This is a genomic window from Streptomyces sp. NPDC014006, from assembly GCF_043088925.1.
GTDB lineage: Bacteria > Actinomycetota > Actinomycetes > Streptomycetales > Streptomycetaceae > Streptomyces.
This window is the reverse complement of the sequence record NZ_JBICAJ010000008.1, coordinates 22,228-45,402: the sequence shown is the minus strand read 5'-3', so window position 1 is coordinate 45,402 and position 23,175 is coordinate 22,228. Positions and strand designations below refer to the sequence as shown.

Sequence of the window (23,175 nt, the reverse complement as noted above, 5' to 3'; positions counted from 1 at the left end):
TGCGCTGATCCTCCGCATGGGAACTGAGGCGAAATCCAGGTGAGGAGTGTCGTGCCCCCGTGCGACACTCCTTTCCATGTTCGGCGTCATCGATCTCCCCACCTACCTGGCCGGCCTCGTACTGATCGTGCTGCTGCCCGGGCCCAACTCGCTCTACGTCCTGTCCGTCGCCGCCCGCAAGGGCATCCGCACCGGGTACAAGGCGGCGGCCGGGGTCTTCACCGGGGACACGATCCTGATGACGCTGGCGGCGCTCGGCGCGGCGTCCGTGCTGACCACGACCCCGCTGCTGTTCCTGGTGGTGAAGTACGCCGGCGCCGGATACCTCGCGTGGATGGCGTACGGCATGCTGCGCTCGGCCCGGGCGATGTGGAAGGCGCGCGGGGAACCCGCGGAGGCGCTCGCCGAGCCCGCCGTCGGCGACGGCGAGCCCGCCGACGAGCGGCCCTACCGGCGTGCCCTGGTGGTCTCCCTGCTGAACCCGAAGGCGATCCTGTTCCTGATCTCCTTCTTCGTGCAGTTCGTCGACCCGCACTACGCCTACCCGGCGCTCTCCTTCGTCGTCCTCGGCGTCCTGCTGCAGACGGCCAGCTTCCTCTACCTGTCCCTGCTCATATTCGGCGGCACCCGCCTCGCCGACGCCTTCCGCCGCCGCAAGCGCCTGGCGGCCGGCGCCACTTCGGCGGCGGGGGCGCTGTTCCTCGGGTTCGCGCTCAAGCTGTCCTTCGCCAGCGCCTAGGCGTCAGCTGACCGGGCGGTTCAGCAACGCCCTCAGTTTCGGGGTGAAGCGCTCCTCCACCAGTTTGTTCATCAGCCACGCCAGCGCCAGCATGATCGCCACCGTGAGCAGGAACGTGCCGTAGGACGGGACGCCGAGGCCGCGGTGGAGGGCCTGGATGACCGGCCAGCCCAGGTGTTCGTGGACCAGGTAGAACGGGTACGTCAGCGTGCCCGCGACCGTCAGCCAGCGCCAGTTCGCCCAGTGCAGCCGGCCCAGCGCGATCGCGGCGACGGCGAGGAAGCCGAGCGTGACGATCAGGATGACGCCGTAGGCGCTGCGGTAGGAGAACATGTCCGGCGTCACCGGGTGCCACAGGCTGCGCACCGCGACCTGCTGGCCGATCAGCCAGTTGACCGCGGTGATGCCCCAGGCGTACGGGTCACGGCGGTCGCGGTGCACCAGGTACAGGCCCATGCCGCCGATGAAGAACGGCGCGTAGTCCGGCATCACCACGGCGTCCAGCTCCGGCTGGTTCAGCCCGCCCGCGACCGCCGCCGCCGGCGTCCAGCAGGCGCAGAACAGGATCACGCGGCGGCGGGTGGCGCCCGGCAGCACGATGCACAGCGCGAACAGGGCGTAGAAGCGCACCTCCGCCCACAGCGTCCAGCACACCCCCAGCACCCGGTGGGCGCCGAGCGGCATCTGCAGCATGGTGAAGTTCACCAGCGTCTCGCTCGCCGGCACCGTCTTGTACGTCAGCACCGGCAGCGCCATCACCGCTGTCACCAGCACGATCGCCACCCAGTAGGCGGGCAGCAGGCGGGAGGCGCGGGAGGCGAAGAACGAACGCAGCGGACGGCCCCAGCCGCTCATGCAGATCACGAAGCCGCTGATCACGAAGAAGATCTGCACGCCCAGGCAGCCGTAGGCGAAGAGGGTGTGCAGCGTCGGGAACTGCAAGCGCGGTGAACTGCCCCAGGCCTTGGTGACCTCGCCGCCCCGGCCGCCGTAGTGGTAGGCCGCCACCATCAGCGCGGCCACCAGGCGCAGCCCGTCCAGGGCGCGCAGCCGCACCGGCCGGAGCTTGGCCGGCGGCTGCGGAATCGTGGTGCGCACCGCCGGGCCGGCCGCGGCGCTCCCCAGGGTGTCCGCGGGCGTGTCGATCACAGGGACCTCTCATCGAAGCTCGTCAACTCAACCGGACGCTAACGGCGCCCACCGGCCGCATCGAGCCCTCACGGCGACCTTTCGCCCGGCCGTCCGCGAGAGTTCATCCAGCCGTCGCCGGCCACCGTTCACGCGCCGCCCCCGCGGACCACCCGGCGCCGCAGCGTCCGCGCGCGCCGTGCCATCCGGCGCACGGTCGCGTTGCGCGGGATGAACGCCAACTGCGCCGGCACCCCGCCGGGCAGGCCCAGCGACGTCAGGCGGCGGCGCTTGAAGTACCGCCAGGTGTGCGCGTTCAGCCGCCGGCTCAGATACCGCTCGGCGGCCGGGCGCAGCTCGGGGCAGATCTTCGGCTGCATCGCATAGCCGACCGCCCGCAGCAGCTCCGTGAGGGCGTCCGCGTCCAGGCCACGGCGCTGTTCGCGCACGGCGTCGCCGTCCGCCAGGTCGGGCAGCAGCGCGTCGGCGATGGTGACCGGCACCCGGTTGCTGTTCTCGTACGGGGCGAGCCGCTCCAGCAGCAGCCCGGTGCCGGTGCGCGCCACCGGCAGGCCGTACAGCGCGGAGGCGGTCAGCAGCGCGGTGGAGAAGCAGCCGACGACCAGCGCCGGACGCATCCGCTGGTACACCACCTCGGCGAGCACGGGCGTGGCCAGCACGGTCAGTTCGGCGCCGAGCCGCTCCGCCTCCTGCTCCAGCGCGCGTGACCAGCGGGCCGGGGCCGAGGGGTGCGGCTTGAACACCACGCGCGTGTGGCCGAGCCCCACCACCCCGCGCAGCATCCGCACATGGAGGTCTTCCTCCTCCTCGCCGGTGAGGATGTCCAGCGCGGACAAGTACTGGCCGAGCAGCAGCGCCGCCTCCTCGGTCACCGGCAGCTCCTCGCCGGTGCCGCCGAGTTCGCCGAGCACCTTCAGGAAGGCGTCCGCCGGCACGATCTCGGGCGCGACACCGAACTCGGTGAGCAGCAGCGGCGTCAGACCCGGCACCAGGTCCAGATGCAGCACTCGCCGCACCCGGGTCCCCACCAGCGGGTCGATCTTGAAGCGGGTCGGGCCGTAGGACATCAGCCCGTCCGCGTACACGTCGACGGGCGCGCCGCCGAAGATCTGGCAGATCGCCAGCGCCGGATTGACCTGGATGGACTCCACGGCCAGCTCGATCCGGTCGTCGCCCAGGTCCCACAGCATCCGCAGATGGCGCTCCCACAGGATCTGGTCGTCCGGGCGCGGGGACCAGCCGCCCGGGTGGAACGGGGAGATGGCCTCGTTCCACGACAGCACGCCGTCGAAGCGGTCCCGCAGGTGCCCGAAGGCGGGCGAGGCGTCGAAGGGCTCGCTCAGCTCCGGTGCCGCGCTGTTGTTGCTGACCAGCAGCAGCTTGCGGTCGGCGGGGCCGAAGCAGCCGGCGTCGAGCGCGGCGGCCAGCGTGGCGGCGCCGTACAGGGTGGAGGCACAGAGGATCCGGGTGGTGCGGCGGTCGCTCATGCCACGGCCTCCGAGGCCGTCGTGGGCCGGCGGCGCAGTCGGCGCAGCTGGGTGGCGCGGTCGAGGTCCATGGAGTCCAGGGTGTCGTTGAGCAGGTCCTGCGGCATCCGGCGCAGGGCCGCGGCGCTCAGGGAACGGAGTCGGCGGGCCACCGGCGCCTCGAACTTCTCGATGGTGGCCAGGTGGTGGCTGATGATGGCGCAGTAGGTGCGCACGGCCTTGGGCAGGAAGAGGTCCGCGTCCACGTCCTCGGCGGTCTCCGCCAGCACCCGGTCGAAGGAGCGGATGAAGTCCAGCTGCCGCGTGTCGCCGATCTGCGTCAGCGACGAGGTGACGCCCCGCCGGTAGAAGATGCCGAACACGCTCGGCACCGCGAAGGACTTCGCCTTGCGGTGCAGCCGCCAGATCCAGGGCCGGTCCTCGGCGGTGCGCAGATCCTCGGGGAAGTGCAGCAGCCCCTCGTCGACCAGCCGCCGGTGGTAGGCGCCGGCCCAGGAGTACGGGTAGTCCACCGGGGTGGAACGCTCGGCCGGAAGGATCACCGCGCGCGGGTCGACGACGGTGTCACGCGGCCCGAACGGCACCCGGTACAGGGTGCGCTGACTTCCGGTGAACCGCACGTGGTCGGTGCGGACGAAATCGCAGCCCAGCGACTCGATGGAATCGACCAATTGCGCGAAATGGCCGGGAGCGGCGTAGTCGTCTCCGTCCATGAACGTCAGATACTCGCCACGGGCCGCGTCGATTCCGGTGTTGCGTGCGGCGGACACCCCTTTCTCGGTACGTCGGATCAGCGCCGCGCCGGGAAGTTCACGCTCGGCGCGTTCCAGGATTTCCTTCGTGCCGTCCGTCGAACAGTCGTCGATCAGGATGAACTCGAAGTCCTCCCGGGCGTTGGCGCGCAGGGACCGGACGGCGGCCGGGGCGTATTGCTGCACGTTGTAGAAGGGCACGATGACGGAGAGCTTGACCACGCAGGTGACGTTAGGGCGCGGTTCCGGCCCGCGTCTTTGCCGTCGGTTTGCCGAGGAGTGAACGACGTGTGGCCAAGTCGTGAATCCAGCCCGACCCGGCCCCGTTCACGTGCCGATTCGCCGTACGGCGGCATGCTGTTAACCGTTTGTTGCGGTCGGGTTGGGCCGGACCTGGGAATTCCTTTCTAGCGTCTTCGGCGTGCCAGTCAGTGCAACGAACGCCCTGCGAGTCGCCGTTCTCGCGGATTCCGACACCCGGTGGAAATGGGGTGCGCTCACCGCGTGCCGCCTTCTTCCCGAGGACGCCGAAGTCCGTCTCGACGGCTATCTCCTGCGGGGCCGCGCCACCCCCACCGCCCGCCAGCTCGAGGAAGTCGGCGTCCGCGCGGACTCCCTGCGCGAGGTGACCGCCGTTCAGTTCCTCCGCGCGATGCGGGAGCCGCGCGAGGAGTCGTACGACGTGCTCGTGCTGGCGCTCGTCGGCGGCGGGGTGCAGGCGATGCTGCACGGGCTGAAGCGGGCCTGGCAGGGCCGCCCCGAGCGGCCCGTCGTGGTCACCGGCTATGTCGGGGTCGTCTACGAGAAGCTCGCCGACGGCCTGCTGCTGCGGCACGGCGCCGACCTCGTCCTCGCCAACTCCCGCCAGGACGCCGAGCGTTTCCGCGCGGTGTACGAGGGTGTGGGCGCCGACGCCGCCGCGGTCACCGAGGTCGCCCTGCCGTTCCTCGGCGGCGACCCCTATACCGGCGCGCACGATCCCTACACCGTGGTGTTCGCCGCCCAGCCGTCCGTCCCGGAGTCCCACAAGGACCGCACCTACCTGCTGGACCGCCTGATCCGGCACGCCCGCCTCCACCCCGAGCGCGAGGTGCTGCTCAAGCTCCGTTCCAGGCCCGGCGAGCACACCACGCACCTGGAGGAGCTGCCCTACCAGAAGCTGGCGCAGAAGGCCGGCCCGCTGCCGCCCAACCTCCGTCTGGTGTACGGCAACATGGGCGAGGTCCTCGACCGCACCGACCTGCTGGTGACGGTGAGTTCCACCGCGGCCCTGGAGTCCCTGCACCGCCGTATCCCGACCGTCGTGCTCACCGACCTCGGGGTGCGCGAGGTCCTCGGCAACCACCACTTCACCGGCTCCGGCTGCCTGGCCTCCTGGGACCGGCTCGACGCCGGACACCGGCCCGAACCCGACCTCGAGTGGGTGGCCCGCCAGGGCGTCGCCGCCGACGGCGACTACGCGACCGCGTTCGACGCCGCCCGCGAGCGGATCGTGAAACTCCTCGCACAGCCCGGCGGACTGCCGCCCCTCACGCCGTACTACACGAGCGAGACCGCGCCCGGATACCTGCCCGGCATCCTCGCCCGTCACCACCTCGCCCCCGACGGCAGCCCGCTGCCGGGCGCCCCCGTCGCCGACAAGGAACCCGGGCCCGTCCGGCAGATCGTGCGCCGGGCCGCGCGCGGCGCCTACCGGCACGGCGTGCAGCGCGTGGCGCCCGTCATCCGGCGGATGGGGGAGCTGTGACCCCGCTCCAAGGAGTCCAAGGAGAACACCCCATGCCCGACACACCGGCGCGCCGCGTGCTCGCCGTGATCCCCGCCCGTGGCGGCTCCAAGGGCGTCCCCGCGAAGAACCTCGCCCCCGTCGGCGGCGTCCCGCTGGTCGCCCGCGCCGTGCGCGAGTGCCGCGCCGCCCGGCTGGTCACCGACGTCGTCGTCTCCACCGACGACCAGGCCATCGCGGCCGCCGCCCGCGAGGCCGGCGCCGAGGTCGTGCTGCGGCCCGCGGCCATCGCCGGGGACACCGCCACCTCCGAGGCCGCCGTCCTGCACGCCCTGGACGCCTACGAGACGCTGCACGGCACCCCCGTGGACGTGGTGCTCCTCGTGCAGTGCACCAGCCCGTTCCTGGTCCATGAGGACGTCGACGGGGTCGCCGCGGCCATCGTGGAGCAGGGCGCCGACACGGCGGTGACCGTGGCCCCGTTCCACGGCTTCCTCTGGCGCGACGGCGCTTCCCAGGAGCCGGACGGCGGCTACGGCGTCAACCACGACAAGTCCTTCCGCCCCCGCCGCCAGGACCGCCCCCAGGACCTGCTGGAGACCGGCGCCGCCTACGCCATGGACGCGGCCGGCTTCCGCACCCACCGGCACCGCTTCTTCGGCCGCACCGAACTCGTGCGCACCGACCCCGCGCGCGTGCTGGAGATCGACGACCCGCACGACCTCGCCCGGGCCCGTGCCCTCGCGCCCCTCTTCGACGCGGCCCGGCCCGGTTCCCTCCCGACCGCCGACGACATCGACGCGGTCGTCCTCGACTTCGACGGCACCCAGACCGACGACCGGGTGCTGATCGACTCCGAGGGACGGGAGTTCGTCTCCGTGCACCGCGGCGACGGACTCGGCATCGCGGCCCTGCGCGACAGCGGCCTGAAGATGCTGATCCTGTCCACGGAACGCAACCCGGTCGTCGCCGCCCGCGCCCGCAAGCTGAAGCTGCCGGTGCTGCACGGCATCGACCGCAAGGACCTCGCGCTCAAGCAGTGGTGCGAGGAAGCGGGCATCGCGCCGGAGCGCGTGCTCTACGTCGGCAACGACGTCAACGACCTGCCCTGCTTCGCCCTCGTCGGCTGGCCCGTCGCGGTCGCGAGCGCCCATGCCGTCGTACGCGGCGCCGCTCGCGCGGTCACCACCGTCCCCGGTGGCGACGGCGCCGTCCGGGAGATCGCCGGCTGGCTCCTCGGCCCCTCCCTCGACTCCCTTCCCGAGCTCCCCCCGCTCCCCGAGCTCACCACGCTCGCTCCCCAAGTAAGGACACCCCTGTCATGAGCACCAACTCCCGTCTGCGCACGTTCCGCTCGCGCGAGGTCGGCCCCGGCCGCCCCGTCTACATCTGCGGCGAGATCGGCATCAACCACAACGGTGAGCTGGAGAACGCCTTCAAGCTGATCGACGCCGCCGTCGACGCCGGCTGCGACGCCGTGAAGTTCCAGAAGCGCACCCCCGAGATCTGCACCCCGCGCGACCAGTGGGACATCGAGCGGGACACGCCGTGGGGCCGGATGACGTACATCGACTACCGCCACCGCGTGGAGTTCGGCGAGGACGAGTACCGGCAGATCGACGAGTACTGCCGCACCCGGGGCATCGACTGGTTCGCCTCCCCGTGGGACACCGAGGCCGTCGCCTTCCTGGAGAAGTTCGACGTCCCCGCCCACAAGGTGGCCTCCGCCTCCCTCACCGACGACGAGCTGCTGCGCGCCCTGCGCGCCACCGGCAGGACGGTCATCCTGTCCACCGGCATGTCGACCCCGAAGCAGATCCGGCACGCCGTCGAGGTCCTGGGCAGCGACAACATCGTCATGTGCCACGCCACCTCCACCTACCCGGCCAAGGCCGAGGAGCTGAACCTCCGCGTGATCAACACGCTGGAGAAGGAGTACCCGAACGTCCCGATCGGCTACTCCGGCCACGAGACCGGCCTGCAGACCACCCTCGCCGCCGTCGCCCTCGGCGCCTGCTTCGTCGAGCGGCACATCACCCTCGACCGCGCCATGTGGGGCTCCGACCAGGCCGCCTCCGTCGAGCCGCAGGGCCTCACGCGCCTGGTCCGCGACATCCGCACCATCGAGGACGCCCTCGGTGACGGTGTGAAGAAGGTCTACGACTCCGAGCTCGCGCCGATGAAGAAGCTGCGCCGTGTCAGCGGCGTCGTCGCCGAGGCGGAGATCGCCGCGGCGGCGGGCGAGCCGGTCGGCGTCTGACGGATCCGCTGCGTTTCTCAAGGGGACGGATCTGCGTCGATGAACCCACGCGCCGGCGAGCCCGGCACCACCCTCGCCTTCGTGGAGAGCCCGGTACAGCTCCTCAACGTCCTGGAATGGGCCCACGCCCACGGCATCCGGCCGCTGGAGGAGCCCGGCGCGGGGTTCACCCTCGTCGTCCTGTCCCCGACCGACCCGATGACCCGGGGCCAGCTGCGGCGCATGGCCGACCTGGCCCGGGACGAGGGACACACCGTGCGCTGGGAGGAGGCCCGCGGCGGCCCCGCGGCCCCCTTCCAGACGGTCGGTTCCCTCGCGGGGCGGCTGCGGCGGGCGGAACGGATCGTCATGGGCGACCCGTTCTCCCGGTACGTCCAGCTGCTGCTGGCCATCACCAGGGCCCGTGACCTGGTCGTCGTCGACGACGGCACGGCCACGATGGAGTTCGTCGCCCAGCTCGCGCGCGGTGAGCGGCTCGTGCGCTGGCACCGCAAGGGCGGCCGGCGCGGCCCGCGCGACCTGGTGTTCGCGCCGGTGTCCTCCATCGCCCGGCGCCGCCTCACACCCGGCGGCGAGCAGCGGGTGGAGATCTTCTCCTCCATGCCCATCGCGGAGGCCCCCGACGGCGTCAGGGTCACCGCGCACGACTTCGCCTGGACCCGCGCCCGCTTCGGCCCGCCGCGCATCACCAAGGGCGCCGACCTGGTCGGTACGTCGCTGGTGGAGACCGGTGTCGTGGACGGCGAGCGCTACCTCGACGCCGTCCGCACCCTGGCCAAGACGCACGGCGCCACCCGCTACTTCGCCCACCGGCGCGAGAGCACGGAGAAGCTGCACCGGCTGGCCGTCGAGACCGGTCTGGAGATCGTCCGGCCCGAGCTGCCACTGGAGCTGATCGCCCGCCGGGGGCCTGTCGGCCGGACGGTCCTGAGCTTCCCGTCGACGGTCGTGCACACCTTGCCGCTGGCCCTCGCCGGCACCGACGTCGAGGTCGCGGTGTGCGACATCGACCCCGACTGGCTCACCCGGACGGCCTCACCCCGCGCCCAGGGTTTTCTCTCGGGGGTGACAGGGACGGCCCGGGGGGTGCGGAGGCTGACGGAGATGAGCGTGGCGTAACCCGCGGGGCGTCGGCCTCCGGCTGGTTCACTCCGGTTTTCGCGCCAGCAGGAAGGCCCGGGGGCGCTTCTCCGGGCCCAGCGGCTCACGCACGACCCGGGCCTGGAGCGTCAGGCCCGCCTCCGTCAGCACGGCGGCCACGGCCTGCGGGGTACGCCAGTAGTAGTCGAGCGCGATCGCCTGCCCGAACCGTTCCGACAGGTGCAGGTGCTCGGTCCCGTCCGCCGCCGGGTCCGCCATCTGGAACGACAGCAGCAGCTGCCCGCCCGGCACCAGCACCCGGCGGAACTCCGCGAACACGGTCGGCAGGTGCTCGTCCGGCACGTGGATGACCGAGTAGAGCGCCAGCAGCCCGCCGAGCGTGGCGTCCGGCACATCCAGCGCCGTCATCGACCCCACGTGGAAGCGCAGGTCCGGATGCGCCTCCCGGGCGAGGGCCGCCATCCGCGGCGAGATGTCGATGCCGAACACCGGCACGCCCAGCGAGTGCAGCCGGGCCGTCACATGCCCCGGACCACTGCCGACGTCCGCCACGGGCTCCGGCCCGTGCGCCGTGACCTGCTCGGCGAACGCCGAGAGCAGCGCCCGCTCCAGCGGGAGGTCGGTGAGGATGTCCGGGAACGCCTCGGCGAAGGCCGGCGCGATGGCGTCGTACGCGGCACGGGTGTCGGTCAGGAACGTGGTGGTGGAGTCGGTCACGCCGGGACCCTACGGCCTCCCACGGCGCTCGGGCGGTGTGATCCTGGAACCGGGTTCCGTCCCGATAGTCGAACACCGGCCGCGTGGTCTGCGCGGGGCGTGGTATCCGTGGAAAAGAGGTGAAAAGAGCAGGGGACGGGCGCTCGACCCTAGATCCACCCGGTCGAGAGTCGGGCGAGTTTACCCGTCCACGACGACCACTATGCGTCGGGCGGCCAGATTTTCTTCCCCTAACGGGCTGATCTTTTGTTGATCGCGGGTCAGTTGGCCGCCCCGGCGCCCTACCCTTCAGAGGGTGAAGCAACTGATGTCGCTACAGTCCGAGGCCGATCCGTCCGGGGCCGCCGTGCTCCCCGGCACGCTCCCCGAGCAGCTGCGCGCCGAGCTCGTCGCCTTCCGCCGCGACCTGCACATGCACCCCGAGCTCGGCAACCAGGAGTTCCGCACCACCGCGGCGATCAAGGCCCGCCTGGAGACGGCCGGCCTCCACCCGCGCGTGCTCCCCAGCGGCACCGGCCTGATCTGCGACATCGGCGTAACCGCGGACGCCCCCTACGAGGGCCCCGGCATGCTCGCCCTGCGCGCCGACATCGACGCGCTGCCCATCCCGGACATGAAGGCCGACTGCCCGTACCGGTCGACCGTGCCCGACCGCGCCCACGCCTGCGGCCACGACGTGCACACCACGGTCGTGCTCGGCACCGGGCTGGTCCTGGCCGAGCTGCACCGGCAGGGGCGGCTGCCGCGTCCGGTGCGGCTGATCTTCCAGCCCGCCGAGGAGGTGCTGCCCGGCGGTGCCGCCGACGTGATCGCCTCCGGCGCGCTGAAGGGGGTCGGCCGCATCCTCGCCGTGCACTGCGACCCGCGGGTCGACGCGGGACGGGTCGGGCTGCGGGCCGGTGCGATCACCTCCGCCTGCGACCGGCTGGAGATCTCGCTCGACGGCCCCGGCGGCCACACCGCGCGTCCGCACCTCACCACCGACCTGGTCACCGCCGCGGCCCGGGTGGTCACCGACGTGCCCGCGCTCGTCGGGCGGCGCGTCGACACGCGCAGCGGGCTCGCCGTGACGTGGGGCCGGATCGAGTCCGGGCACGCGCCGAACGTCATTCCGCAACATGCCGAGCTGGCCGGGACGGTGAGGTGCCTGGACATCGAGGCGTGGCGGCAGGCGCCGGACATGGTGGTCGCGGCGATCGACGAGGTGGCGAATCTGCACGGGGCCAAGTCGGAGATCAATTACGTGCGGGGTGTGCCGCCGGTGGTCAACGACCTGGCGGTGACCGAACTGCTGCGTGACGCGATGACCGCGCGGCGGGGGCTGGAGTCCGTGGAGGACACGGAGCAGTCCCTGGGGGGCGAGGACTTCTCCTGGTACCTGGAGCGCGTGCCGGGCGCGATGGCCCGGCTGGGCGTGCGGACGCCGGGGGAGCGGACTGTGCGGGACCTGCACCAAGGGGACTTCGACGCGGACGAGTCGGCCATCACGGTGGGGGTGGAGTTGTTTACGGCGGCGGCGTTGCTGGATGCGGGTAGCCGTACGGCGTGAGGTCCGGGGTCCGGCTTTTCGGGTCGGGGCTCGTTGTGCTGGTCGCGCCCACGCGGCGGAGCCGCATGTCGGAATACAGCCCCGCGCCCCGTCCCCTTCCCGCCGTCGGCGCGTGCGACGACGCCGTGGCGCGCGCCATCGACTGGCATGGCTGCGGGCAGTCGTGCCTCCCCCAAGCTCTTCGAGCAGGGGGACCCCAGGGGCGGCACGGGTGGGCGCAGGGGCGCCCGGCCGGCCACTACGCCGGGTGCTCTGGAGCCGCCGGGTTGCCCCTCTGTAACTTCCGGCGGCACGAAACGGTAACGCCGGTGGCAACCCCGTTCCCCCGCCCCTCTACGCGCGTTACTGTGCGCCGAAATCGCCTTGGGGATACGGTCCCGTGATCGGTGCCGTGGGGATGAAGGGTGCTCGACGTGCGTCTGATATCTCGGAGGACCAGGTTCTCCCAAGCCGCGGTGACCGCCACGGTCATCGCCCTCGCGGCCGCCGGATGCGGCGAGTCCAGCTCCTCCTCCAGCACTGCCGAGGCCTCCGGGAAGTACTCCGGCAAGGGCATCGGCCTCGCGTACGACATCGGCGGCAAGGGCGACCAGTCGTTCAACGACGCCGCCTTCTCCGGTTTCCAGAAGGCCGAGCAGGAGTTCAAGATCGGCGGCCGGGACGTCGAGCCCAGCGACAACGAGTCCACCGCCGACAAGGTGCAGCGCCTGGAGCAGCTCGCCAAGGCCGGGTACAACCCGATCGTCGGCGTCGGCTTCGTCTACGCGCCGGCGGTCAAGGAGGTCTCCGCCAAGTATCCGAAGATCACCTTCGGGATCATCGACGACGACACCGTCCAGTCCAAGAACGTCGCCGATCTCGTGTTCCACGAGGAGCAGTCGTCGTATCTCGCGGGCGTCGCGGCGGCGAAGGCCACCAAGAAGAACCACATCGGGTTCATCGGTGGCGTGGACATCCCGTTGATCCACAAGTTCGAGGCCGGATTCACGCAGGGCGCCAAGTCCGTGAATCCGGGGATCAAGATCGAGTCGCAGTATCTGACGCAGACCGCGCAGGAGGGCGGCTTCTCCAGCCCCGACAAGGGGGAGGACGCCGCCAACGGCCAGATCGAGGCCGGGGCCGACGTGGTCTACCACGCCGCCGGGCTGTCCGGGCAGGGCGTGATCAAGGCCGCGGCGCAGCACAAGGTGTGGGCGATCGGCGTCGACTCCGACCAGTACCGGCAGAGCGCGCTCGGCCAGTACAAGGACTGGATCCTCGGCTCCGCCCTGAAGAACGTCGGCGGTGCCGTCTACGAGCTGGCCAAGTCCGTGTACCAGGGCAAGCCGCTCAGCGGCACGGTCCGCGGCTCGCTCGCCAACGACGGCGTCGGGTTCGCCGACTCCAACCCCAAGTACCAGGCCATGAAGGACGTCGTCGGGGCAGTGGACAAGGCCCGGCAGGACATCGTGAACGGGAAGGTCACCGTGAACACGAAGTGACGCGGCGCGATGCCCCCGCTTCCGGCGCGGCCGGAGGCGGGGGCATCGCTCGTGCGGGTTATACCGGCTCGTCCGTCTCGATCTTCATCGAGAGCACGCCGGTGCCCGAGTAGCCGTGGTCCGTCGAGCACACGGCCTTCGACGTCTCGCCGTGGCGGGTGTTCGCCCACTTGCCGTAGACGTTCCACTTGGTGCCGTGCGGGCTGACGCACACGACCTTGACCCGGTGGACGCTGAAGCGGGTGTTCCCGCCGGTGCACTTTCCGTAGCCGGTCGTGCCGTCCTTGGACACCCACGTCGAGCAGGTCGACGACGCCATGGCGGGCGACGCCAGGCCGACGACGGTGGCCGACAGGGCGACACCGGCGCCGGCCGCCGCGGCGGCGAACTTGGAGAACTTCATGATCCTCCCCTGGATCACAAGAGACCGTCAGGCTGGTCAGGCCTGCGGTATCGCATTTTTCGATCAACGTGACCCTGACATGTGAGCGCCGCCGGAAAGATCATGCTCGCGGGGGATTCGGCCCGGCATTCGGCCCTGGTAGGCGGGGCCACGGCCGGCTCCCGGGAAGAGTTCGAGTTCCGGGACCCGGCGCAGGTCACCGGGGTCTGCCACAGGGGTACGAAACGGTCCCATAACACTCTTGCGAGCCGGGTTTTGCGTTCTGTCTACGCGCGTTACGCTGCGGCGGAACCAGCGCCTGGTATGGGCGCTTGCACAAAGGAGTCTCGTTCCATGCGCCGGGTGTCCCGTATCGCTGTTGCGGGTGTAGCGACCGCAGCTCTCGCAGTTACCGCTTCCGCCTGCGGAAGCTCGTCCAGCTCTTCGTCGAGCAGCAGCAAGTCGAAGGGAATCGGTCTGGCCTACGACATCGGCGGCAAGGGCGACCAGTCGTTCAACGACGCCGCCTTCGCCGGTCTGGAGCAGGCCGACAAGGAGTACGGCTACACCAGCCGTGACGTCGAGCCCAGTGACAACGAGTCCACCGCCGACAAGGTGCAGCGCCTGGAGCAGCTCGCCAAGGCCGGCTACAACCCGATCATCGGTGTGGGCTTCGTCTACGCGCCCGCCGTTCAGGAGGTCGCCGCCAAGTACCCGAAGGTCACCTTCGGTGTCGTGGACGACGACAAGGTGAAGATGAACAACGTCGCCGACCTCGTCTTCCACGAGGAGCAGGCGTCCTACCTGGCGGGTGTCGCCGCGGCGAAGGCCACCAAGAAGAACCACATCGGGTTCATCGGCGGTGTGGACATTCCCCTGATCCACAAGTTCGAGGCCGGGTTCATCCAGGGCGCCCAGTCGGTCAACCCGAAGATCAAGATCGAGAAGCAGTACCTGACCCAGACCGCCCAGGAGGGCGGCTTCTCCAGCCCCGACAAGGGTGAGAACGCCGCGGACGGTCAGATCGACGCGGGCGCGGACGTCGTCTACGCCGCCGCCGGTCTGTCGGGCCAGGGCGTGATCAAGTCGGCCGCCGCGCACAAGGTCTGGGCGATCGGTGTCGACTCCGACCAGTACAAGCAGGCAGCGCTGGCCAAGTACAAGGACTCCATCCTCACTTCGGCGATGAAGAACGTCGCCGGTGCGGTGTACGGCCTGGCCAAGTCCGTGCACGACGGCAAGCCGCTGTCCGGGGAGATCCGTGGCAGCCTGAACAACGGCGGCGTCAGCCTGTCGAACTCCAACCCGAAGTTCGCCGGCGACAAGGCCATCCAGGACGCCGTGAAGAAGGCCGAGGAAGGCATCAAGAACGGCACCATCAAGGTGCAGACCTCCTGACCTTCCCGGTCGGAGACCTGGCACCGGGCGCAGACCGTCATGGCGGCGTTACGGCCAGGGAACGGGGTGCGGAGAGGATGGCTCACCGCGCCCCGTTCGCACGGCAGAATGCTCGGAACCGATCGGGGATACGAAAGACCCGATCCGGCCCGAGCACTATTTAAAGCAGGGGCGCTACGCGCGTAGAGCGACCCCTTTCCCGAGGAGAGTGCGCCATCGACGCGACCAGCAGCCCTCCGCTCACCGCTCAGTCGACGATCGCGGTGGAGCTCGCGGGCATCACGAAACGATTCCCGGGTGTCGTCGCCAACCATGACATCCACCTGACGGTCCGCAAGGGCACCGTGCACGCCCTCGTCGGCGAGAACGGCGCCGGCAAGTCGACGCTGATGAAGATCCTCTACGGCATGCAGAAGCCGGACGAGGGCACCATCACCGTCGACGGTGAGCACGTCACCTTCGCCAGCCCCGCCGACGCCATCGCCCGTGGCATCGGCATGGTCCACCAGCACTTCATGCTGGCCGACAACTTCACCGTGCTGGAGAACGTGGTGCTGGGCAGCGAGAAGCTGTACGGCATCGGTGGCAATGCCCGCAGGAAGATCAAGGAGATCTCCGACCGGTACGGCCTCGGGGTCCGCCCCGACGTCCTGGTCGAGGACCTCGGTGTCGCCGACCGGCAGCGCGTGGAGATCCTCAAGGTGCTCTACCGCGGCGCGAAGACCCTCATCCTCGACGAGCCGACCGCCGTCCTCGTCCCGCAGGAGGTCGACGCCCTCTTCGCCAACCTGCGCGAGCTGAAGTCGGAGGGCCTGTCCGTCATCTTCATCTCCCACAAGCTGGGCGAGGTCCTGTCCGTCGCGGACGACATCACCGTCATCCGCCGCGGTACGACGGTGGGCACGGCCGTGCCCACCGAGACCACCCCGCACCAGCTCGCCGAGTTGATGGTCGGCAGCGAGCTGCCCACCCCGGAGACCGCCGAGTCGACGGTCACCGACCGGCCGGTGATCCAGGTCGAGGGTCTGACCGTCTACTCCTCGGGCGCCATCTCGTTCGGCGAGTCGTCCGCGGGTCTGCTGATGGACGAGGCCCAGCGCGGCGAGGTCAAGAAGGTCCTCGACGACCTCACCTTCACCATCCACGCCGGCGAGGTCATGGGCATCGCCGGTGTCGAGGGCAACGGCCAGACCGAGCTGATCGACGCGCTCATCGGCACCAAGCACGCCCACGCGGGCACGATCCGCTTCCTCGGCGAGGACATCACCGCCTGGGCCACCCGCAAGCGCCGCGAGACCGGCGTCGGTTACATCCCCGAGGACCGCCACCGCCAGGGCCTGCTCCTCGAGGCCCCGCTGTGGGAGAACCGCATCCTCGGCCATGTCACCGAGAAGCCCAACGCCAAGGGCTTCTGGCTGAACCCCAAGGGCGCCCAGGACGACACGCGCCGGATCGTCGAGGAGTACGACGTCCGCACCCCCGGCATCGACGTCACCGCCGCCTCCCTGTCCGGCGGCAACCAGCAAAAGCTCATCGTCGGCCGCGAGATGAGCCACGACCCGAAGTTCCTGATCGCCGCCCACCCCACCCGCGGTGTGGACGTCGGCGCCCAGGCGCAGATCTGGGACCGCATCCGTGAGGCCCGCCGCGACGGCCTGGCGGTGCTGCTGATCTCCGCCGACCTGGACGAGCTGATCGGTCTGTCGGACACCCTCCGCGTGATCTACGACGGCAGGCTGGTCGCCGACGCCGACCCGGCCACCATCACCCCGGAGGAGCTGGGCTCGGCCATGACCGGTGCCGTCAGCGGCCACCTGGAACACACAGAAGCAGGCGACGAGGAAGCCGCCCCGGAGGACGACGCCCGATGAAGAAGTTCGACAAGGACCGCGCGCTCGTCGCGGTCGCGGGACCGGTCGTCGCACTGGTCGCGGCGATCCTGCTGACGTCGGTGGTGCTCCTCGCCTCCGGCAAGAACCCGATCGAGCCGTACCGGCTGATGCTGGAACAGATCGGGTACTCCGACATCCAGGTGCTGATCGTCAACCAGGCGTCGCTGTACTACATCGCCGCCCTCGCGGTCGCCCTCGGCTTCCGCATGAACCTGTTCAACATCGGGGTCGACGGCCAGTACCGTCTCGGCGCGATGGTCACCGCGGTGGTCGGCGCGCACGTGGCGCTGCCGTCGTTCGTGCAGGTTCCCCTGCTGCTGCTGGTCGGCGCCCTCACCGGCGCCATGTGGGCCGGCATCGCGGGCGTGCTGAAGGTGACCCGCGGGGTCAGCGAGGTCGTCGCCACGATCATGCTGAACTCCATCGCCACCGCGCTGATCGGCTACCTCACCCTCACCGACAACTTCGGCGTGCTGGTCGGTGACAACAACACCACCGGCATCATGAAGAAGTCCGGCTGGGTCCCCGGCATCGACCTGGGCCCGGACGTCGGTGAGATCTACGGCCTGGTCTTCCTCGCCGTCCTGCTCGGCATCGCCTACTGGCTGGTGCTCAACCGCACCCGCTTCGGCTTCGACCTGCGCGCCACCGGCGCCTCGGAGACCGCCGCCGCGGCCTCCGGCGTCGACGCCAAGAAGATGGTCCTCACCGCGATGCTGATCTCCGGCGCGGTGGCCGGTGTCTCCGGGCTGCCGCTGCTGCTCGGCGAGACCCACACCTACAGCCTGAGCTTCCCCGCCGGCCTCGGGTTCACGGCCATCGGCATCGCTCTGCTCGGCCGCAACCACCCCGGCGGCATCGCGCTCGCCTCCCTGCTGTGGGCCTTCCTGGACAAGGCGTCCCCCGCCCTGGACTACGCCGTCCCGGTGGCGTACGAGAAGGAGATCGCCACCATCATGCAGGGCGTGATCGTCTTCACCGTCGTCATCTCCTACGAGGCCGTACGGCAGTGGGGCCTGCGCCGCCAGCAGAAGCAGGTCGGCGCTCAGCTCGCCGCCGAAGCCGACAACAACGCCAAGAAGGAGGTCGCGGCCTGATGTCGACCACGACCGTCGCCAAGCCGCAGGCGAAGCAGCCCGGCAAGGGCGGCCGCCGACTCTCGCTCCCGGTTCTCCTGCTCGTCATCGCGGGCGTGCTGATCCTGACCTCGATCGTCCGCCTCATCTCGGGCGCGGACGGCATCACCTCCACCGGCCAGATGTCCACGGCTCTGCGGCTCGCCGTGCCGATCGGTCTCGCGGGCCTCGGCGGCCTGTGGGCCGAACGCGCCGGAGTCGTCAACATCGGCCTCGAGGGCATGATGATCCTCGGCACCTGGTTCGGCGCCTGGGCCGGCTACCAGTGGGGCCCGTGGACGGGTGTCGCCTTCGGCATCCTGGGCGGCGCGCTGGGCGCCCTCCTGCACGCGATCGCCACCGTCACCTTCAACGTCAACCACATCGTCTCCGGTGTGGCCCTCAACATCCTGGCCGTCGGCCTGACCCGCTACCTGTCGAAGTTCACCTTCGAAGGCGTCCCGCAGGGCTCCTCCAAGCAGTCGCCGCCGATCGACTCACTGGGCACCTTCAGCATCCCCGGCCTGTCCGACGCGCTGGTGACACTGAACGGCAAGCACTGGTTCCTGATCTCCGACATCGCCGGCCTGCTCGGCGGCCTGGTGACCAACCTGTCGCCGCTCACCGTCATCGCCGTGGCCCTGGTGCCGGTGACCTGGTGGGTGCTGTGGCGCACCGCCTTCGGCCTGCGCCTGCGTTCCTGTGGTGAGAGCCCGGTCGCGGCGGAGTCCCTCGGTGTCAACGTCTACAAGTACAAGTACATCGCGGTGATCATCTCCGGTGGTCTCGCCGGCCTGGGCGGCGCGTTCCTGTCGATCGTCGCCTCCAACGTCTACCTCGACGGGCAGACCGCCGGGCGTGGCTACATCGGCCTCGCGGCGATGATCTTCGGCAACTGGATGCCGGGCGGTCTCGCCCTCGGCGCGGGCCTGTTCGGCTACACCGACAGCCTCAACCTGCGCGGCGGAACCACCAACGTGCACGCGCTGATCCTGCTGCTGGCGATCCTGCTGGTGATCGGCGCGGCGTACCTGCTGTGGAAGAGGAAGCTGGTGAGCGGTCTCCTCACCTTCGTGATCTCGGTGCTGATGTTCGTCTGGTACACCAGCACCGACGAGGTCCCGCGCCAGCTGGTGACGGCCACCCCGTACATCGTCACGCTGCTCGTCCTGTCCCTGTCCGCCCAGAGTCTGCGCATGCCGAAGGCGGACGGTCTGCCGTACCGCAAGGGGCAGGGCAAGTGACCGCGCCCGACGCGGCCGGTGTCGACTGGGAGGCGCTGCGCGCGGTGGCCCGCGAGGCCATGACCCGCGCGTACGCCCCCTACTCCGGCTACCCGGTCGGGGTCGCCGCCCTCGTCGACGACGGCCGCACGGTCTCCGGCTGCAACGTGGAGAACGCCTCCTACGGCCTCGGCCTGTGCGCCGAGTGCGGGCTGGTCTCGGAGCTGGCCCGCACCGGCGGCGGCCGGCTGACGCACTTCACGTGCGTGGACGGCCGGGGCGACATCCTCGTACCGTGCGGCCGCTGCCGGCAGCTGCTGTACGAGTTCGGAGGCCCGGACCTGCTGCTTGAGACCCCGGCCGGCATCCTCCCGCTGTCCCGGATGCTGCCGCAGGCCTTCGGCCCGGACCACCTCACCCAGTAACTCCCGCGCGGCCCCTCCGAGTCGTCATCGGAGGGGCCGCGCATTTTTTTGAACGTCTCGGAAGGAACGCCATGGCCATGGACGCCATCTCCGTCATCCGCACCAAGCGCGACCGCGGTGAGCTCGGCGACGAGCAGATCGACTGGGTCATCGACGCGTACACGCGCGGCGAGGTCGCCGACGAGCAGATGTCCGCGCTCGCGATGGCCATCCTGCTCAACGGCATGAACCGCCGGGAGATCGCCCGCTGGACGGCGGCGATGATCGCCTCCGGCGAGCGCATGGACTTCTCCTCCCTCACCCGTCCGACCGCCGACAAGCACTCCACGGGCGGCGTCGGCGACAAGATCACCCTTCCGCTGGCGCCCCTGGTCGCCGCGTGCGGCGCGGCCGTCCCGCAGCTGTCCGGCCGCGGCCTCGGCCACACCGGCGGCACCCTGGACAAGCTGGAGTCGATCCCCGGCTGGCGGGCCCTTCTCTCCAACGAGGAGATGCTGCGCGTCCTCGACGAGGTCGGCGCGGTGATCTGCGCGGCCGGCGACGGTCTCGCTCCCGCCGACAAGAAGCTGTACGCGCTGCGGGACGTTACCGGCACGGTCGAGGCGATCCCGCTGATCGCGTCCTCGATCATGTCGAAGAAGATCGCCGAGGGCACCGGCAGCCTGGTCCTGGACGTGAAGGTCGGCTCGGGCGCCTTCATGAAGACGCTCGAGGACGCCCGCGAACTGGCCGCCACCATGGTCGGCCTGGGCACCGACCACGGCGTGAAGACGGTCGCCCTGCTGACCGACATGTCCACCCCGCTCGGCCTGACCGCGGGCAACGCCCTGGAGGTCCGCGAGTCCGTGGAGGTCCTGGCGGGCGGCGGCCCCGCGGACGTCGTGGAGCTGACGATCGCCCTCGCCCGCGAGATGCTCGACGCGGCCGGCGTGCACGGCGCCGACCCGGCCAAGGCCCTGGCCGACGGCTCCGCGATGGACGTCTGGCGCCGCATGATCGCGGCCCAGGGCGGCGACCCGGACGCGGAGCTGCCGGTGGCCCGCGAGCAGCACGTGATCAAGGCGCCGTCCTCGGGCGTCCTGACCCGCCTGGACGCCTACGACATCGGCATCGCCGCCTGGCGCCTGGGCGCGGGCCGCGCCCGCAAGGAGGACCCGGTGCAGGCGGGCGCGGGCGTGGAGATGCACGCCAAGCCCGGCGACACGGTGACCGAGGGCCAGCCCCTGCTGACCCTCCACACGGACACCCCCGAGCGCTTCGACTACGCCCTGACGGCGATCGAGGGCTCCTACGACATCGCCGCCCCGGGCACGGCGTTCACCGCGTCGCCGGTGGTGCTGGAACGTATCGCCTGAGCAGCGCTTTCCTGCTGAAGGGAACGGGACCGGCGGATCTTCGCCGGTCCCGTTCCTCGTACCAGGGGGCCGGGCCTCACCCCAGCACCGCCGCCACCGCCACCAGCACCGGTACCGACGCCACCGTCGACAGCAGGATCGACTCGCGGGCCAGGGACTCCGCGACGCGGTAACGGCCGGCATAGGTGAAGAGGTTCTGCGCGGCCGGCAGGGCCGCGGTGACCACCACGTCCAGCAGGGCCGCGCCGTGCAGGCCGAAGACGGCCCGCGCCAGAAGCCAGGCGATCAGCGGCTGCCCCACCGACTTCAGGGACACCGACAGCAGCACCGGCACGCGGTCCTGGCCCCGGCCCGGCGCCGCGCTGCCGTACAGCGAGATGCCGAAGGCGAGCAGCGAAGCCGGGACCGCCATGTTGCCCATGAGCTTGAGCGGGTCCATCACCGGGCCCGGGACGTGCCCGCCCGCCGCCGACACCAGGACGCCGGCCAGCGAACCCACCGCGACCGGGTTGCGCAGCGGGGTGAGCAGCCGCTGCCACAGCGGCCCCTTCTCACCCCGCCCCGACAGGTCCAGCACCGCCAGGGCGAGCGGGGTGACCAGGATCAGCTGGAAGAGCATCACGGGGGCGACGAGCGAGGCGTCGCCGAGCACGTACACGGCGATGGGGATGCCGAGGTTGCCGGAGTTGACGTAACCGGCGCACAGGGCGCCGATCGTGGTGCGGCCCACCCCCCAGCGGCGCAGCACGCCCACCGCGACGAAGGTCCCCACGGCGGCCGCCGTGCTCAGCGCCGTCACCAGCAGCCGACTGGAGAAGATCACCGAAAGGTCGGCCCCCGCGAGCGTCGTGAACAGCAGCGCCGGCGTGGCCACATGGAACGCGAGCGCCGTCAGTACGTCACGGCCCTGCTCCCCGAGCGAGCCGAGCCGCCCCAGCACATACCCCACACCGATGACGACCGCGATGACCGCGAACCCGCTCAGCACCCCCTGCACGGGGCCTCCCCGGCGAGCGAGGGAGTCGCGGACGCGGGTTCCGGTGCTGGTTCACAGGGCATGGGCATGGCGATCACCCTGCGCGGCGCAGTCGAGCCAGGTCAATGTGATCCTCGTCGGCGCCTTCGGACACCCGCCCCGATGAGTTCCGCCCACCCGCGCGGTCTACCGCACGTGGACGCCACGATACCGCCCGTACTCGCGCTGGCCGGCCCCGTCACCCGGGACGAGGTGACGGGGCTGTGCGACGACGTGCGGGCACTGCTGGAGGCCGGCGGGGCCGGCGTCGTCGTCTGCGACGTCGGCGCTCTGGGGCCGCCCGGCCTCGCCGCCGTCGACCTGCTGGCGCGGCTCCAGCTCACCGCGCGCCGGGCCGGCGGGCGGATACGCCTGCGCGATCCGGACCCCGCGCTAGCCGCCCTGCTGGACCTCGTCGGCCTCCGCTTCGAGCTGGAGGGGCAGCCCGAACAGCGGGAACCAGCGCTGCACGTCCAGGAAGCAGTGGAACCCGGTGATCCGGCCGTCTGAGATCTCCAGCGCCTGCACCGCCCACGCGGAGAAGCCGCCCGTCTCCGGCTCCGGCTTGTAGTGCGCGAACCCGGGCAGGCCGTTGACCTGCACCGGCAGCAGCCGGGAGTTCGCGCAGGACGCGCCCAGCGTGGTCATGAAACCGGTGATGTCCGCCGGGCCGGTCAGCCACAGGTCGAACGGCGGCATCGTCATGATCGCGTCCTCGTGCAGCAACGCCGTCAGCGCGGCCATGTCGTAGCCCTCGAAGGCCTGCACATAGCGCTCCAGGAGCTTGCGCTGCTCCTCGTCCAGCGGATCCGACACCGCCGCCTCGGCGCCCGGCTCCGGCTGCTCGCTGAGCGTGGCGCGGGCCCGCTGCAGGGCGCTGTTGACCGACGCCACCGATGTCTCCAGCAGCTCGGCGACCTCGCTCGCCCGCCAGGCGAGCACCTCCCGCAGGATCAGCACCGCGCGCTGCTTGGGCGGCAGCTTCTGCAGGGCCGCCATGAACGCCAGCCGCACCGACTCCTTGGCGACCGCGGCCTCCGCAGGGTCCTCGACCGTCGGCAGCACTCGCGCGTCCGGCATCGGCTCCAGCCAGGTGTTCTCGGGCCGCGGCGACAGCGCCGCCTGCGCCAGCGGCGTCGACTCCGTCAGATCCATCGGCCGCGCCCGCTTGTTGCCCGCGGTCAGCATGTCCAGGCACACGTTCGTCGCGATCCGGTACAGCCACGAGCGCAGGCTGGAACGCCCCTCGAACTTGTCGTAGCTGCGCCAGGCGCGGACCATCGTGTCCTGCACCGCGTCCTCGGCCTCGAAGGACGAGCCGAGCATCCGGTAGCAGTACCCCGTCAGCTCGACCCGGTGCTTCTCCAGCCTGACGTCCAGATCCGCCGTCGCCGTGCCGTCACCCATCG

21 protein-coding genes are annotated in these 23,175 nt (G+C 70.9%); 14 read left to right on the top strand and 7 right to left on the bottom strand.

The window, feature by feature from the left end:
- The first annotated feature begins 76 nt into the window (after nucleotides 1-76).
- Nucleotides 77-739 carry a leucine efflux protein LeuE gene (gene leuE, locus ACF1GV_RS26045; RefSeq protein ID WP_391685192.1) on the top strand — a complete coding sequence of 221 codons (663 nt, stop codon included), beginning with the start codon at nucleotides 77-79 and terminating at the stop codon, nucleotides 737-739.
- Between the two features lie 3 nt (nucleotides 740-742).
- Here leuE and ACF1GV_RS26040 read toward each other — a convergent pair whose 3' ends face one another.
- The 3 genes from ACF1GV_RS26040 to ACF1GV_RS26030 all read right to left on the bottom strand — a co-directional run bounded on the left by ACF1GV_RS26040 (nucleotide 743) and on the right by ACF1GV_RS26030 (nucleotide 4,349).
- Nucleotides 743-1,888, bottom strand: coding sequence for an acyltransferase family protein (locus tag ACF1GV_RS26040; protein ID WP_391685190.1), 1,146 nt, complete (start codon nucleotides 1,886-1,888; stop codon nucleotides 743-745).
- A gap of 128 nt (nucleotides 1,889-2,016) precedes the next feature.
- Entirely contained in the window at nucleotides 2,017-3,375 is a 1,359-nt protein-coding gene (locus ACF1GV_RS26035) for a polysialyltransferase family glycosyltransferase (protein WP_391685188.1), read from the bottom strand.
- Complete coding sequence (locus ACF1GV_RS26030; RefSeq protein WP_391685186.1) at nucleotides 3,372-4,349, bottom strand: glycosyltransferase family 2 protein; 978 nt, start codon at nucleotides 4,347-4,349, stop codon at nucleotides 3,372-3,374. The genes ACF1GV_RS26035 and ACF1GV_RS26030 overlap by 4 nt, the downstream gene beginning before the upstream one ends.
- Nucleotides 4,350-4,548: 199 nt before the next feature.
- Here ACF1GV_RS26030 and ACF1GV_RS26025 point away from each other — a divergent pair, with 199 nt between their 5' ends.
- From ACF1GV_RS26025 to ACF1GV_RS26010, 4 genes are read left to right on the top strand one after another with little or no spacing between them, the layout of a single operon-like run.
- Nucleotides 4,549-5,874, top strand: coding sequence for a DUF6716 putative glycosyltransferase (locus ACF1GV_RS26025; protein ID WP_391685184.1), 1,326 nt, complete (start codon nucleotides 4,549-4,551; stop codon nucleotides 5,872-5,874).
- A gap of 32 nt (nucleotides 5,875-5,906) precedes the next feature.
- The gene (locus tag ACF1GV_RS26020) at nucleotides 5,907-7,178 is read left to right on the top strand and encodes a cytidylyltransferase domain-containing protein (RefSeq protein ID WP_391685183.1); all 1,272 of its coding nucleotides are present in this window, start codon (nucleotides 5,907-5,909) and stop codon (nucleotides 7,176-7,178) included.
- A complete protein-coding gene (locus tag ACF1GV_RS26015; protein WP_391685181.1) occupies nucleotides 7,175-8,113 on the top strand; it encodes an N-acetylneuraminate synthase family protein in 939 nt (312 codons plus the stop codon). The genes ACF1GV_RS26020 and ACF1GV_RS26015 overlap by 4 nt, the downstream gene beginning before the upstream one ends.
- Nucleotides 8,114-8,152: 39 nt before the next feature.
- Complete coding sequence (locus tag ACF1GV_RS26010; RefSeq protein WP_391685179.1) at nucleotides 8,153-9,232, top strand: hypothetical protein; 1,080 nt, start codon at nucleotides 8,153-8,155, stop codon at nucleotides 9,230-9,232.
- Between the two features lie 27 nt (nucleotides 9,233-9,259).
- Here the strand turns inward: ACF1GV_RS26010 and ACF1GV_RS26005 are convergent, their stop codons facing one another.
- Nucleotides 9,260-9,931, bottom strand: coding sequence for a class I SAM-dependent DNA methyltransferase (locus ACF1GV_RS26005; protein WP_391685177.1), 672 nt, complete (start codon nucleotides 9,929-9,931; stop codon nucleotides 9,260-9,262).
- 307 nt (nucleotides 9,932-10,238) lie between these two features.
- Between ACF1GV_RS26005 and ACF1GV_RS26000 the strand changes: the two genes are divergently transcribed.
- The gene (locus tag ACF1GV_RS26000) at nucleotides 10,239-11,480 is read left to right on the top strand and encodes a M20 family metallopeptidase (RefSeq protein WP_391685175.1); all 1,242 of its coding nucleotides are present in this window, start codon (nucleotides 10,239-10,241) and stop codon (nucleotides 11,478-11,480) included.
- 455 nt (nucleotides 11,481-11,935) lie between these two features.
- Complete coding sequence (locus tag ACF1GV_RS25995) at nucleotides 11,936-12,961, top strand: BMP family protein (RefSeq protein WP_391685173.1); 1,026 nt, start codon at nucleotides 11,936-11,938, stop codon at nucleotides 12,959-12,961.
- Between the two features lie 58 nt (nucleotides 12,962-13,019).
- On the opposite strand, the gene ACF1GV_RS25990 is transcribed toward ACF1GV_RS25995, so the two are convergent.
- The gene (locus tag ACF1GV_RS25990; protein WP_391685171.1) at nucleotides 13,020-13,364 is read right to left on the bottom strand and encodes a hypothetical protein; all 345 of its coding nucleotides are present in this window, start codon (nucleotides 13,362-13,364) and stop codon (nucleotides 13,020-13,022) included.
- A 333-nt stretch (nucleotides 13,365-13,697) separates the two neighbouring features.
- Here ACF1GV_RS25990 and ACF1GV_RS25985 point away from each other — a divergent pair, with 333 nt between their 5' ends.
- The 6 genes from ACF1GV_RS25985 (at nucleotide 13,698) to ACF1GV_RS25960 (ending at nucleotide 20,751) form a co-directional block, all read left to right on the top strand.
- Complete coding sequence (locus ACF1GV_RS25985; RefSeq protein ID WP_391685169.1) at nucleotides 13,698-14,741, top strand: BMP family protein; 1,044 nt, start codon at nucleotides 13,698-13,700, stop codon at nucleotides 14,739-14,741.
- Between the two features lie 215 nt (nucleotides 14,742-14,956).
- Nucleotides 14,957-16,612, top strand: a complete 1,656-nt coding sequence (locus ACF1GV_RS25980; protein ID WP_391685759.1) for an ABC transporter ATP-binding protein — start codon at nucleotides 14,957-14,959, stop codon at nucleotides 16,610-16,612.
- Nucleotides 16,609-17,730 (top strand): ABC transporter permease, encoded by a 1,122-nt coding sequence (locus ACF1GV_RS25975; RefSeq protein WP_391685167.1) that lies wholly within the window; start codon nucleotides 16,609-16,611, stop codon nucleotides 17,728-17,730. The genes ACF1GV_RS25980 and ACF1GV_RS25975 overlap by 4 nt, the downstream gene beginning before the upstream one ends.
- Complete coding sequence (locus ACF1GV_RS25970) at nucleotides 17,730-18,992, top strand: ABC transporter permease (RefSeq protein ID WP_391685165.1); 1,263 nt, start codon at nucleotides 17,730-17,732, stop codon at nucleotides 18,990-18,992. Before ACF1GV_RS25975 ends, ACF1GV_RS25970 begins: the two co-directional genes overlap by 1 nt.
- Nucleotides 18,989-19,396, top strand: coding sequence for a cytidine deaminase (locus tag ACF1GV_RS25965; RefSeq protein WP_391685163.1), 408 nt, complete (start codon nucleotides 18,989-18,991; stop codon nucleotides 19,394-19,396). The genes ACF1GV_RS25970 and ACF1GV_RS25965 overlap by 4 nt, the downstream gene beginning before the upstream one ends.
- Nucleotides 19,397-19,467: 71 nt before the next feature.
- Nucleotides 19,468-20,751, top strand: coding sequence for a thymidine phosphorylase (locus ACF1GV_RS25960; RefSeq protein WP_391685161.1), 1,284 nt, complete (start codon nucleotides 19,468-19,470; stop codon nucleotides 20,749-20,751).
- 76 nt (nucleotides 20,752-20,827) lie between these two features.
- Here the strand turns inward: ACF1GV_RS25960 and ACF1GV_RS25955 are convergent, their stop codons facing one another.
- Nucleotides 20,828-21,748 carry an AEC family transporter gene (locus tag ACF1GV_RS25955; protein ID WP_391685159.1) on the bottom strand — a complete coding sequence of 307 codons (921 nt, stop codon included), beginning with the start codon at nucleotides 21,746-21,748 and terminating at the stop codon, nucleotides 20,828-20,830.
- A 141-nt stretch (nucleotides 21,749-21,889) separates the two neighbouring features.
- On the opposite strand from ACF1GV_RS25955, the gene ACF1GV_RS25950 reads away from it, so the two are divergent.
- Complete coding sequence (locus ACF1GV_RS25950) at nucleotides 21,890-22,276, top strand: STAS domain-containing protein (protein WP_391685157.1); 387 nt, start codon at nucleotides 21,890-21,892, stop codon at nucleotides 22,274-22,276.
- Here ACF1GV_RS25950 and ACF1GV_RS25945 read toward each other — a convergent pair.
- Nucleotides 22,160-23,173, bottom strand: coding sequence for a sigma-70 family RNA polymerase sigma factor (locus ACF1GV_RS25945; protein ID WP_391685154.1), 1,014 nt, complete (start codon nucleotides 23,171-23,173; stop codon nucleotides 22,160-22,162). The genes ACF1GV_RS25950 and ACF1GV_RS25945 overlap by 117 nt on opposite strands.
- Between the last annotated feature and the right edge of the window lie 2 nt (nucleotides 23,174-23,175).

What these genes read in the sequence shown, in the direction of transcription:
- leuE (WP_391685192.1), top strand. Translation starts at nt 77, where the DNA reads ATGTTCGGCGTCATCGATCTCCCCACCTACCTGGCCGGCCTCGTACTG.
- ACF1GV_RS26035 (WP_391685188.1), bottom strand. Translation starts at nt 3,375, where the DNA reads ATGAGCGACCGCCGCACCACCCGGATCCTCTGTGCCTCCACCCTGTAC.
- ACF1GV_RS26020 (WP_391685183.1), top strand. Translation starts at nt 5,907, where the DNA reads ATGCCCGACACACCGGCGCGCCGCGTGCTCGCCGTGATCCCCGCCCGT.
- ACF1GV_RS26015 (WP_391685181.1), top strand. Translation starts at nt 7,175, where the DNA reads ATGAGCACCAACTCCCGTCTGCGCACGTTCCGCTCGCGCGAGGTCGGC.
- ACF1GV_RS26010 (WP_391685179.1), top strand. Translation starts at nt 8,153, where the DNA reads ATGAACCCACGCGCCGGCGAGCCCGGCACCACCCTCGCCTTCGTGGAG.
- ACF1GV_RS26000 (WP_391685175.1), top strand. Translation starts at nt 10,239, where the DNA reads ATGTCGCTACAGTCCGAGGCCGATCCGTCCGGGGCCGCCGTGCTCCCC.
- ACF1GV_RS25990 (WP_391685171.1), bottom strand. Translation starts at nt 13,364, where the DNA reads ATGAAGTTCTCCAAGTTCGCCGCCGCGGCGGCCGGCGCCGGTGTCGCC.
- ACF1GV_RS25985 (WP_391685169.1), top strand. Translation starts at nt 13,698, where the DNA reads ATGCGCCGGGTGTCCCGTATCGCTGTTGCGGGTGTAGCGACCGCAGCT.
- ACF1GV_RS25975 (WP_391685167.1), top strand. Translation starts at nt 16,609, where the DNA reads ATGAAGAAGTTCGACAAGGACCGCGCGCTCGTCGCGGTCGCGGGACCG.
- ACF1GV_RS25970 (WP_391685165.1), top strand. Translation starts at nt 17,730, where the DNA reads ATGTCGACCACGACCGTCGCCAAGCCGCAGGCGAAGCAGCCCGGCAAG.
- ACF1GV_RS25960 (WP_391685161.1), top strand. Translation starts at nt 19,468, where the DNA reads ATGGCCATGGACGCCATCTCCGTCATCCGCACCAAGCGCGACCGCGGT.
- ACF1GV_RS25950 (WP_391685157.1), top strand. Translation starts at nt 21,890, where the DNA reads ATGAGTTCCGCCCACCCGCGCGGTCTACCGCACGTGGACGCCACGATA.
- ACF1GV_RS25945 (WP_391685154.1), bottom strand. Translation starts at nt 23,173, where the DNA reads ATGGGTGACGGCACGGCGACGGCGGATCTGGACGTCAGGCTGGAGAAG.